The organism is Rubripirellula obstinata (assembly GCF_001642955.1).
GTDB lineage: Bacteria > Planctomycetota > Planctomycetia > Pirellulales > Pirellulaceae > Rubripirellula > Rubripirellula obstinata.
Genome location: NZ_LWSK01000155.1, coordinates 1 through 11,388, shown reverse-complemented (window position 1 = coordinate 11,388; position 11,388 = coordinate 1). Strand labels below are relative to the sequence as shown.

Below are 11,388 nucleotides of genomic sequence, written 5' to 3'. Positions count from 1 at the left end.
TTAAAATGATGTGCGAGCGAACGAAAAATATTCGATTCAAAACTACGGCTCTCGCTCTTGAGATTGCTTTCGATCGTGATCTTTGGCAACAAAACAGAAATCTCAGACACCATGTTTTCCGTCGTTTACAAAAAATCACAGCCTCGTCGGGACTATTCACGAACGTTATGATCGCGGATCGATCAACGACAATTTGCATTGATTTGTTCGACTTCCCTCGGGATGAGTGACGACACCAATCCGGCAGTAATTAATACGACGTCCCCTGCGAAAGGCGACACTTATTCCCCGCTCGTTCCTTAGTTCGTTTAGCCGCGTGGGCATCGCCCCGCGCGTTTGGGCCAGCACGACACGCGGGGCGATGCCCACGCGGTGAAACAATTTGGAATCCCTTCACGGCGTTGATCTGTACCCGACTGAACCCTGGCGGGTCCAGCTACGAAGGATTCAGGACAGTTCCTTAACTGCTGACCACGATCGAGTTGACGACTTTTTCGACGCCGATGGTGGTTCGGGCAAGAGCGTAGGCAACGGCGCGGTCTTGTTCGCGAGCGACCGAACCGGTCAATCGGTAGTCGGTGCCATCATGTTCACATTGAACATTCTCAAATCCGTTTCGTTTCAGCGCAGCGCTGATCCGTTGGCACAAGGATTCAGTTTCGGGATCGTGGGACATTTTTTCTCAGGGTTAAAATTTAAGTAACAGCGTGTTTGTGATGCCCCACAGAATTCACACTGCGGATTGAAATCGGTTTCAATCATACAAGCTTTTTGGTGTGTTTCCTACCATAACAAAACCCCATTTTGGTTGCATCGACCAAAAATCCGATCCCCTTGGGTGAACGATGCTCGTCTGCCTAAAATCACGCTCGCACGAATCGAATTTCTAGCGCTATAAATGCTGAACTAGCAACATTTGCGGGTGTTGTTGAATCCTAATTTTGACCAACGATAAAGTCATGGCACGTTACAACCCTTCCGAGATTGAACCGCGTTGGCAGTCGTATTGGGAACAACATCGAACGTTCGCAACCGATGACTTGACGACTTCTGATTTGAAAAACGGTGCTCAGAAAAGTTACATCCTAGATATGTTCCCCTACCCGAGCGGTGACGGGCTACACGTGGGACACCCGGAGGGCTACACCGCAACAGACATTGTCGCTCGTTATCGTCGTGCATGCGGTATAAAGGTTTTGCATCCGATGGGCTTTGATGCGTTCGGCTTGCCCGCCGAAGAACACGCGATCAAAACCGGAGTTCATCCGCGGATCAAGACCGAGCAAAACATTGCCGAGTTCGTGCGGCAATTGAAGATGCTGGGCTTTAGCTACGACTGGGACCGAGTCGTTTCGACGACAGACGAAGACTACTTCCGCTGGACCCAGTGGATCTTTTTGGTGCTGTACGACACTTGGTTCGATGCGGAACAAAACAAAGGCCGCCCGATTGATGAGCTGTCGATCCCAGCATCCATCGCTGCCAAGGGTGACGATGCGGTCGAGCAGTATCGCGATTCAAAACGGTTAGCGTTCGAGGCACATGCTTTGGTGAATTGGTGCCCTGGACTTGGCACGGTGCTGGCAAATGAAGAAGTTCAAAATGGTGTTAGCGAACGTGATGGGCATCCGGTCAAGCGGTTGCCACTGCGTCAATGGATGCTTCGCATTACGGCCTACGGCGATCGGTTGTTGGAAGGTTTGGATGACCTTGATTGGCCGACGGGAATCAAGAAACTGCAACAGGATTGGATTGGACGCAGCACCGGTGCGGAGGTTGATTTCTACGTCGGCGATGAAGCGAACTACGCCGACTGGAAAGCGGTGCGAGCCAAAGCCGGATTCCCTGAAACCGAAATGGATGCGGACGGTTCCGCGGTATCCGATCAGCAATCGCTTCGCGTCTACACGACACGTCCCGACACGTTATTTGGTGCGACTTACATGGTCGTGTCGCCTGAACATCCCTTGGTAGATGTGTTGACGACGGCCGCGCAATCAGAACAGGTCAATCAGTATCGCGAGACAGCTTCGTTTAAGAGTGACCGCGATCGCACCGACGGCGGCAAAGTCAAAACGGGTGTCTTCACGGGCAGCCACGCGATCAATCCGGTCACTGGCAAACCGATTCCTGTTTGGGTCGCCGACTATGTTTTGGCGGGTTACGGGACTGGCGCGATCATGGCGGTGCCCGCACACGATGAACGCGATTTTGAATTCGCAAAGCAGTTTGACTTGGACGTCATTCCGGTCGTTGACCCGCCTGCCGATCACGAAGATCGTGACGCGATCCTGGATGGGCAAGTTTGTTTCGTTGCTCAGGGGCTTGCGATCAATAGCGGTCAGTTTGATGGAAAGACGACCGATGAAGTCAAGGAAGCCGTGACGTTGTGGTTGGACAAAGATGGGATCGGAAAGTCGGCAGTCAATTTCAAGCTTCGCGATTGGTTGTTCAGTCGCCAGCGGTTCTGGGGCGAACCCTTTCCGATTCTTCATGAAGTCGATGCCGACGGAAAGCTAACCGGACGCAAACGAGCGGTTCCGTTGGAGCAGTTGCCGGTCACGCTGCCCGATTTGGAAGACTTCAAGCCGCACGGTCGCCCCGAACCGCCGCTAGCCAAGGCGGACGACGATTGGTTGTACGTCCAGCTAGATGGAAAACGCTACATCCGCGAAACCAACACGATGCCACAGTGGGCTGGGTCATGCTGGTATTTCTTGCGTTACATTGACCCCAAGAATGATCAACACTTGGTTGATCCCGAAAAAGAGAAGGCGTGGATGCCGGTCGATCTGTACGTCGGTGGTGCCGAGCACGCTGTTCTGCATTTGCTGTATTCCAGGTTCTGGCACAAGGTGCTGTACGACCGCGGTCACGTTTCCACGCCCGAACCGTTCGGAAGGCTCGTCAATCAAGGCATGATTCTGGGCGCGCCGCAGTATCACCTTTCGCCCGCTGCGTTCTCCGGTGCAAAGGCAAGTTTGGCAGCGATGGGCTATGCGGGCGTTCCGGTCGGTGAGGACGAAAAGGCGTCAGTGATCCTGGTTCATGCAAAAGACAACAGCGATTTGCGTGACGATCAAATTGAAAAACGAAAGGGCAAGTCGTTTGTCGCTGGAACCGATATCGAAGTCTTGGCCAAGGCTGATAAAATGTCCAAATCACGCGGCAACGTCGTCAACCCCGACGACATTGTTCGCGAATACGGCGCGGACTCGTTGCGTTTGTACGAAATGTTTATGGGGCCGCTGGAGGCAACCAAGCCTTGGGCGATGGAAGGCGTCGGCGGCGTTCGCAATTTCCTGGACCGAGTTTGGCGGTTGGTCGTGGATCATCGATCCGACGAGGGTGCGTTAAGCAGCGCGTTGACGGATGATGATTGCGACGAAGAACAGAACCGCGTCTTGCACCAAACGATCAAAAAGGTGACCGAAGATACCGAAGGAATGAGCTTTAATACTGCGATCGCTCGCATGATGGAATTCACGAACCATTTCAGCAAATCTGAAAAACGTCCGCGGTCGGCCATCAAGAATTTTTTGATCCTGCTGTCGCCCTACGCTCCGCACATCGCCGAGGAACTGTGGAGAAAACTAGGCGAAACTGACACGATTGCTCACGCCCCGTGGCCAAAGTTTGACGAAGCCGCGTTGGTCCAATCCAGCATCGAAGTGCCGGTGCAGATTAATGGTAAAATCAAAGCCAAGATCAACGTCTCGCCCGAAATCAGCAAAGATGAATTGGCCGCTGTTGCCCTGGGCGATGACCGGGTCAAGCAGTTGATCGACGGGAAAACGATCGTCAAACAAATCGTCGTCCCAGGCCGCTTGGTCAACCTAGTCGTCAAGTAGTTTTAACTCACCCTTCACTCTTCTCGCTTCAAACTTCAAAACATGTCTATCGGAATCGGAATTGTCGGCTGCGGAATGATCGCAAACTTTCACACCAAAGCGATCGCGGACGCCAAAGGTGCTCATTTGGTTGGCGTGACCGATCGTCGTCCAGAAGCTGCAACAGAATTCGCAGCCAAGAATGACATCGAGGCGTTTGATTCGCTCGAAGCGATGTTGGCCGACCCCAGAATCGAAGCCGTTTCGATTTGTACGCCCAGCGGCGCTCACATGGATCCGGCTGTTGCGGCTGCCAAAGCGGGGAAGCATGTGATTGTTGAAAAGCCGCTTGAAATCACGACCGAGCGTTGTGATGAAATCATTCGGGCTTGTGAAGAAGCGGGCGTTCGCTTGGCAGTCACTTTCCAAAGTCGTTTTCACGAATCAAGCCGCTTGATCAAACAGGCCGTGGAACAGGGCCGGTTTGGCAAGATCACGATGGGCGACGCCTACGTCAAATGGTTCCGCAGCCAAGCGTATTACGACAGCGGCGCGTGGCGTGGAACGTGGAACATGGATGGCGGCGGAGCGTTGATGAATCAAGCGATCCATTCGGTTGACTTGCTGGTTTGGTTGATGGGGCCGGTCAAGGAAATTAGCGCGATGACCGCCACGATGACTCACGAGCGAATCGAAGTCGAAGATGTCGCGGTGGCAACGTTGAAGTTTGAAAACGGTGCATTGGGCGTCATCGAAGCGACGACCACAGCCTTCCCGGGATCGCTAAAGCGGATCGAAATTAGCGGCAGTCACGGAACGGCCGTCTTGGAAGAAGAAGATATCATTCAATGGTCGTTCGCCGAGGAAACCGACGAAGACGAAGCGATCCGCAAGCGAATGGCAGGCAAGAATTCAAGCGGCGGTGGTGCCGCCGATCCGTCGGCAATCGACCACCACGGGCACACTCAGTTGTTTGAAGAATTGGTGGCGTCGGTCAACGAAGATCGCCCGACCGTGATCAATGGTCACGAGGGCCGTCGAAGCGTCGAAGTCATCCGAGCGATCTACGAAAGTGCCAAAACCGGACAGACCGTCAGGCTTAGCTGAAAGTCTTTACTTCTGAATGAAGTCCACCATAGCCGCGAGCCCTCTCCCTCGCTTTGGCTCGACCTTTCCCCGCAGGGCGGGAGAGGTGGGATCCAACGCTGTATAGAGTTTTGGTTCCGGAAAACGGATTAGTTCGTTTAATCGCGCGGGCATCGCCCCGCGCGTTCACGACAGCACGACGCGCGGGGCGATGCCCAACGCCGTGAAGGGTTTTTAATCGCTTAACCGCGTGGGCATCACCTGGGCTGACGAAAATGCTTGCGTGGAGGGAAACTGGATGGCTTTGGGGATTTGTGGCTGACCGGCTTCGGTGTTGATTGCAAATTGCAAAATGAACACTGAAAAATGTAAATTGACCAGCGAATACCGCTTTCCAAGAATTTTCAATTTGCAATGTTCATTTTGCAATTTGCAATGTTCGACTGGTTCGCGAAAAACATCACCCACCGCAGTTTCATCAGCCCAGGCATCTCCCCGCGCGTACGGCACCAGCACGACGCGCGGGGCGATGCCCACGCGGCTAAACGAACTCATCCGTGTTGACCGGTACCGCTACTGCTGCGGGGACTGGCCTTCATTTGCGTTGGGCGCTGTCGCAACTACCGGCTCGATGCGGCGGACCACGAAAACGTAGTCCTGGTAGTCGCCGTTGAAAGCTTCCTCGAAGCAAAACAAATACTGGTTCTTTAACGGTTCGCCATTGACGTCCTTTGCGGCGTAGATTCGACAGGCGTGGGTCGCGTGCTTTTTGTGTAGCTTGCGATTCCACCGGTCCGCGGAATACGCATCGTGGCTTGGGCTGGTCGTATAAATTCCGAAACGATCATCGCCCGGTTCAAAACTTGTGCCGCCGTCTTCCAATGCCGGATGCAAGGTCTGGTGCTCCGGAAAGGTCTTCATGCCCGAGAGCACGCCGACCTGATGCAGGACTGGCTTTCCCGAGTCGATTGTGTAGTAACCAAACGGCAACGAAAAAACGGGGCTGTAGCGGGCCACCGGAATGATATCGACGCTTTGCGTTCCAACGCTTTTAAACAGCTTTGCCGAAATCTCGTCGCCCATCATTTTCGGCTTAACGTTGTTGGCGAGCGTATTCCAGCCGATGTCGACGCGGTATCCAAGCGTTTCCAAAATATCGGCCAGTGGCGGCTCGTTCTTACCTTGCAACCCACGCGTGCTAAGTCCCCGAAGTGAATGTTCAATCGGGGGTTCGTCGCCAAAGGTGACCTGCAATGTCGCGTCAACTTTACCGACAAAGTCAGCCGGTGGATTGAAAACGACTTGCACGTCAATGGTTTCCCCTGCAAGACACGATACGGATTCAGGCGACTGGATTTCAAAGTACTCGGCTTCGTCGCCCGCAAGCCGCACCGTCGCGGTCGATGGTTCGGATTGCTTGTTTTCAAAGCTAACCGTTGTGACTTTGCTGCGAGTTCCTTTGATCGCTGACAACCCAAAGATCTTGGGTTGGCTCGATTCAACCTTTTCAGCCGACCTAGCAGCATCCTGCGCTAAAGCCTGACCGGTGAAGACCTGAAACGCCATCAATGGCAACAGGATGCAAAAAACAGTTCGGATCATTTCGCTGCCTCCTTAAGTTCGGCAAATCGAGCACGCATTTCTACCAGCCGTTTCGCTTGTGCTGGGTCTGCCACAAGATCGTTCTCTTCCATTGGGTCCGCATTGAGATCAAACAATTGTTCTCGATCAAATTCCGGCCAATAAAAGTACTTCCAATCTTTGCGAACCAGTGCTTCGGAAGCCGGAATAAAATCGCTGCTCTTGAACATCGGGTGCTCGTAAAAGAATTCGTCACGCCACTGCGGCGTTTCTTCGGCAAGGTACAACGGGCTAATATCACGACCTTGCATCGTTTTCGGCGGTTCGATTCCAGCAGCTTTCAAGATCGTGGGTGCCAGGTCAACGCTGAGCGTAAATTCGTCGTTGACGAGCCCCGCGTCGGACTCATTCATTCGGGGATCCGAAATGATCAACGGCACTCGGATACTTTCTTGGTGCGGGTACCACTTATCGCCCAGCCCGTGCTCGGCGTGATAATAACCGTTGTCGGTCGTGAAAATCACCAACGTATTTTCAAGAACGCCCTGTTTGCGAAGTTCGTCCATCACGCGACCACAAGTTGAATCCACCTCGGTGGCCAATCGATAGTAATTTTTCATCATCGTTTGGTATTTTTCCGGCGTATCAAAACGCCAATGCCATCGATTGCGACCTTCGTTCTTTTCATTGGCGACGAACTCAGGCAATCGCCGAAACGATTCTTCGGTCGCGTTTGCCGCGACCGGTACCGTCACGTCTTTGTACAATTCCATGCTTTCGGGTTGAGGCAGAAATTGCAGCGGGTTGCTGTCTTCGGCATGCGTTGCAAAGAACGCAAGCGTCAAACAAAACGGCTTGCCAGCAGGCCTTTCGCGAAGAAAATCGAGGGCGTCGTTTTCGTTCTTTTGCGTGACATGAATCTTGGAACCGTCTGGTTGGGTTAACCAGTGAGTGCCAGAGTACTCTCGCCCAAAATCGAAATGTTTCGCGGGGAATTTTCCGTTGTGCCATTTGCCGATATGCCCGACGAAGTATCCGTTGTCTCGTAGCATTCCGGGGTAAGTTTCCGACCAGGGAGTGTCGAACGGCTTGAACGCCCTGTTTCCGTGCCGAGACATCCATTGCCCTGTGAACAACGTCGCGCGACTGACTCCGCAGATCGAAGTCGTCACGCAGTTTTGGGTAAATCGAACGCCTTCCTTTGCCATGCGATCTAAATAAGGCGTTTGGACGACCGCATTTCCCGCAACGCCAAGCGTGTCGTGCCGCCAATCGTCGGCGTACAGCACCAGAACGTTCATTGGCTTTTCTGCGGCTTGCAACGATGTGCTGCGGTCCGCGAAAAGAACAGTAAAAACCAGGGCGAAGCTAAGCTTCAAGGCGACGGAGATATTGAGCTTCATGGGTTTTGGATCATCTTGGGTTGATTGATTCGATTCGATTGACGTGGTCAGACCGCGGTTTGCTGGTTTAGTTTAACACCACTCAGCCCGCCAGTTTCGATACTGGACGAAACACTTTTAGCAAAACCAGAAGAGGACACTGAACAAAACACTACCTAATGGTAACATTCTCGGCCCCGTAAAAACCAGCCTGCGGGCCGGAAACCTGCCTGCAAGACGATGCCGTGATTTAACGCCGAACAAACGCTATTCTTTGTGTGTCCTCATCGCTTTTGACGGTTTAGATATCTCGCAATGGTGGTGATCCAATACGGGAATGGAAAGATGATCCCTCGCTTCCTCCTCAAAAAACCAACATCGTGAATTCTGATCGCCAATCAAAATCGAATGCAATTAGCTCGCCCTGCGAAAAACTCGTGCAATCACAATCGCGATTGTTCGCATACGCGGTAACCCTGTTGGCCGATTTAGAAGCGGCTCACGACGTCTTGCAAGACGCCAATCGAGTCCTGCTGGAAAAGCTGGACGACTACGATCCCAGCCGAGATTTTACCCAATGGGCATGTGGATTCGTTCGCACTCAGGCACGTGCATATTTTCGAGATCATGCGCGTGACAGGCTTCAATTTTCGGCCGACTTGATCGAGAAAATTGCCGTTGAAGCGAACGTGGAGGTAACGGAGTCAGCCTACCGAGGAATCCTGCGAACCTGCCTGGATAAGTTGACCGATCACCAGCGGATGCTAATCGAGCTTCGATACACTTCTGAATCAAACGTCGCCGGCATGGCCAAGGAACTCGGACGCCCCGCCCCATCCATTTCAACCTCTCTGAATAAAATCCGAAGAATGCTGGTTGAATGCACCAATCGGTTGCTCAATGCGGAAGGGCTCGCGTGATTTCTAAACCAATCAACCAGGAAGAGTTCGACGATCTGCTTGGCAAACTGATCGACGATCAACTGAGCCCCCATCAGCACCGACGACTTGAATCTGCGATCACTGACAGTGAAAACTATCGCAAGCAGTATCGCGAGATGATGCGTCTGCACGCGACGCTGGCTTGGTCGCGAAACTGGTGCATGAAGGATTCGGCGCCCCTGCGAAACACGGCGGATGATAGCCAAGTCATTCAACCCGAAAGCACCAATCCACAGCTCATTCCATCTTTACAAAAGCAGGCCAAGACTGATCACAATCGGATAAAACTACTTGCGGCGTTGCTCGTTTTGGCGGCATCTTTCTTGATGGTACTAACTTACAACGCCGTGGTGAACGGTTTGGCGAAACCCGGTGATGATGGAGTCACCAAGATTGCCTCTTCGCAAAACCAGTCGCAAAACCAGTTACCCAAAAAGCAACAAACGCTCCGACCCGAACAACGAATTGAAGCTGCAGATCTTAAAGTTCTGGCGGTCAGCAATAAAGTAAGTAACTTAGCGGTCATCAGTGATGCAGTGGGGGTGAAGTGGAAAGAGGGCGAGGCTCGCCGTACTGGCGAATTGCTAACTGCCGGGCCGCTTCGGTTTGATGCGGGGCTGCTGCAACTGGATTTCTCCTCCGGCGCGAGACTTGTTTGCCGAGGCCCAGCCTCGCTCGAATTGATCTCAGCAAAGTGCGTCCGGATTCACGCTGGTGAAGCGACGTGTTACGTCGGAGAACTCGGAAAAGGATTCCAAGTGCTGACCGGCGAGAGCGAGGTGGTCGATTTAGGAACATCGTTTGGAATTCGGGTTGATGCCGAAGGAGAAAGCGAAGTTCACGTTTTTGATGGAGCCGTTTCGGTTCGCAGACAACCCGAAAGTGACGCCATTGAGTACACCGAAAACACGGCGGTGCGAGTGTCACCTAATGAACTGGTCAGCACGGACTTTTCGCTCGACGGCTTTCCAAAATCCGAAGAAATTCGCTCATTACGTGAAGAACAGTGGAGCAATCGCTATCTCGCTTGGAAGAACTACGCCAAGTCGATCAGCGAAGATCCCTCGGTGCTGGTTCATTATACGTTCGAGGATCAAAAGCAAAGCGATATTGAAGTCTTCAACCAATCAACGGGAACGACGCGCGGGACCAGCGGTACGATCTTGCGAGCGAAGTGGTGCGAAGGCAGATGGCCCAACAAAAAAGGGCTGCAGTTTCAACGAGAGAGCGATCGAGTCTTACTCACAATCCCTGGGAAATACGACAAGCTTTCGTTTGTGACTTGGGCTAGGCCGGACGCGTTTCTGCAGTTGACTTCGGCTCTGTTACTCACCGAACACCCTCGACGATGGGGCATGCACGGAACGCTTAGGGATGAATTGCAAGACACGAATGCCCCAACAGATACATTTCGCTGGGTGCTGTCTGATCGCAATATCGCTCGGCTAAGTTTGGCTTTTATGGACAAAAGACCGATGACCTATGACATCTGCGGGTATACCAGCGGAGCAGAACCGGAAATTGAAGATCAAACCGGCAAATGGGGCTGTTACGGTGTCACCATCGATCCTCACAAAATGGAAGTTTCCCATTTCTTCAATGGCAAACGAACCAGCGTCACAAAGATGAAGCGCGTGTCACCGTTGCCGCTTGAAACAATGGAAATGGGAAACCACAGCACAACGCCTGCCGAACGACAATCCGGAATGAGCTATCGATTCTTTGGAGTGATCGATGAACTTATCGTCGCGAACCGGGTGTTTGACAGCGAAGAAATGGCATCCATTTACGAATATGGACGTCAAGATGATTTGTGAATTGAGCCAGCAAAACCAAAAAAATAGTTTCGGAATTGGCGTTACAGCGACGAGCTAGTTTTGGTAACTCTCCATTGTTCCGCTTATCTCTGGGGAGTGATTGATGTTAGCCGATGTTGAAAATTCGACCGAAGTCAGTAGCCTGCTTAAACTGCACGTCAGCTTCGTGGATATTGATTCCGACATGCGGAAAATTCGCGAGTGCTGTCATGCAATGGAAGATCTCGCCCCCGAGAACAATCAAGCGTTTGATAGACATCGTTGGAATAATGTCTTGAACGTGGCGACCTTGACGCTAGATGTTCTCTACAACCAACTCGAATCCGGAAGGGTTGGTAAAGCCCGTCAATCGCTTATCAATGCGATGGACGCAATCCACGAAGTTGAAAATATGCTTAGCCTTGATCGTGATCATTAACGAATGGTGGTACTGGGCTAGCAGGTAGCGAAAGTCGCGTAGACTTTCGGCGTCCCCCTGGGCCGCTAAATCTTTGGCGTTGACGCGGACATTGGAGGTCCAAGTTTTGTTCCGTCCCTACTGGAATACGCCAACGGCGTTGAACACCATAGCCCAGGGTTAAGGTTTTGCGAGCGTAGCGAAGCAAACCGCAACCCTGGGTTGATGACGTTAACGAATTAGTCTCCCCCGTCCCCGATTTTGACGGCTTCGCCGCCAAAATCGGGGACGGGGGAGGGTGGCTGCTGGTGCTCCGTGACCCAGGGTTGCAGCGTCAAATCGCCAAGGCGATTG

The 11,388-nt window shown here is 52.5% G+C and carries 9 protein-coding genes; 5 read left to right on the top strand and 4 right to left on the bottom strand.

Going from position 1 to position 11,388, the window contains the following annotated elements; all coding sequences use genetic code 11:
- Positions 1-460: 460 nt before the first annotated feature.
- Positions 461-676 carry a BON domain-containing protein gene (locus RC85_RS22965; protein WP_068267082.1) on the bottom strand — a complete coding sequence of 72 codons (216 nt, stop codon included), beginning with the start codon at positions 674-676 and terminating at the stop codon, positions 461-463.
- A gap of 283 nt (positions 677-959) precedes the next feature.
- On the opposite strand from RC85_RS22965, the gene RC85_RS22960 reads away from it, so the two are divergent.
- On the top strand, positions 960-3,851 hold the full coding sequence (locus tag RC85_RS22960; RefSeq protein WP_068267084.1) for a leucine--tRNA ligase: 2,892 nt from the start codon (positions 960-962) through the stop codon (positions 3,849-3,851).
- Between the two features lie 42 nt (positions 3,852-3,893).
- The gene (locus RC85_RS22955; protein ID WP_068267081.1) at positions 3,894-4,937 is read left to right on the top strand and encodes a Gfo/Idh/MocA family protein; all 1,044 of its coding nucleotides are present in this window, start codon (positions 3,894-3,896) and stop codon (positions 4,935-4,937) included.
- A 213-nt stretch (positions 4,938-5,150) separates the two neighbouring features.
- On the opposite strand, the gene RC85_RS22950 is transcribed toward RC85_RS22955, so the two are convergent.
- From RC85_RS22950 to RC85_RS22940, 3 genes are read right to left on the bottom strand one after another with little or no spacing between them, the layout of a single operon-like run.
- A complete protein-coding gene (locus RC85_RS22950; RefSeq protein ID WP_068267080.1) occupies positions 5,151-5,471 on the bottom strand; it encodes a hypothetical protein in 321 nt (106 codons plus the stop codon).
- Between the two features lie 18 nt (positions 5,472-5,489).
- Complete coding sequence (locus RC85_RS22945) at positions 5,490-6,518, bottom strand: hypothetical protein (RefSeq protein WP_068267079.1); 1,029 nt, start codon at positions 6,516-6,518, stop codon at positions 5,490-5,492.
- Positions 6,515-7,900, bottom strand: a complete 1,386-nt coding sequence (locus RC85_RS22940) for a sulfatase family protein (RefSeq protein WP_084422957.1) — start codon at positions 7,898-7,900, stop codon at positions 6,515-6,517. Before RC85_RS22940 ends, RC85_RS22945 begins: the two co-directional genes overlap by 4 nt.
- A 359-nt stretch (positions 7,901-8,259) precedes the next feature.
- On the opposite strand from RC85_RS22940, the gene RC85_RS22935 reads away from it, so the two are divergent.
- The 3 genes from RC85_RS22935 (at position 8,260) to RC85_RS22925 (ending at position 11,055) form a co-directional block, all read left to right on the top strand.
- A complete protein-coding gene (locus RC85_RS22935) occupies positions 8,260-8,799 on the top strand; it encodes a sigma-70 family RNA polymerase sigma factor (protein ID WP_068267078.1) in 540 nt (179 codons plus the stop codon).
- Entirely contained in the window at positions 8,796-10,637 is a 1,842-nt protein-coding gene (locus tag RC85_RS22930; RefSeq protein ID WP_068267077.1) for a FecR domain-containing protein, read from the top strand. Before RC85_RS22935 ends, RC85_RS22930 begins: the two co-directional genes overlap by 4 nt.
- A 103-nt stretch (positions 10,638-10,740) precedes the next feature.
- Positions 10,741-11,055, top strand: a complete 315-nt coding sequence (locus RC85_RS22925) for a hypothetical protein (RefSeq protein WP_068267076.1) — start codon at positions 10,741-10,743, stop codon at positions 11,053-11,055.
- Positions 11,056-11,388 lie beyond the last annotated feature (333 nt).

Excerpts from the sequence above, each read along its gene's own strand:
- RC85_RS22965 (WP_068267082.1), bottom strand. The coding sequence starts at position 676 with ATGTCCCACGATCCCGAAACTGAATCCTTGTGCCAACGGATCAGCGCT.
- RC85_RS22960 (WP_068267084.1), top strand. The coding sequence starts at position 960 with ATGGCACGTTACAACCCTTCCGAGATTGAACCGCGTTGGCAGTCGTAT.
- RC85_RS22955 (WP_068267081.1), top strand. The coding sequence starts at position 3,894 with ATGTCTATCGGAATCGGAATTGTCGGCTGCGGAATGATCGCAAACTTT.
- RC85_RS22950 (WP_068267080.1), bottom strand. The coding sequence starts at position 5,471 with ATGAGTTCGTTTAGCCGCGTGGGCATCGCCCCGCGCGTCGTGCTGGTG.
- RC85_RS22945 (WP_068267079.1), bottom strand. The coding sequence starts at position 6,518 with ATGATCCGAACTGTTTTTTGCATCCTGTTGCCATTGATGGCGTTTCAG.
- RC85_RS22940 (WP_084422957.1), bottom strand. The coding sequence starts at position 7,900 with ATGAAGCTCAATATCTCCGTCGCCTTGAAGCTTAGCTTCGCCCTGGTT.
- RC85_RS22925 (WP_068267076.1), top strand. The coding sequence starts at position 10,741 with ATGTTAGCCGATGTTGAAAATTCGACCGAAGTCAGTAGCCTGCTTAAA.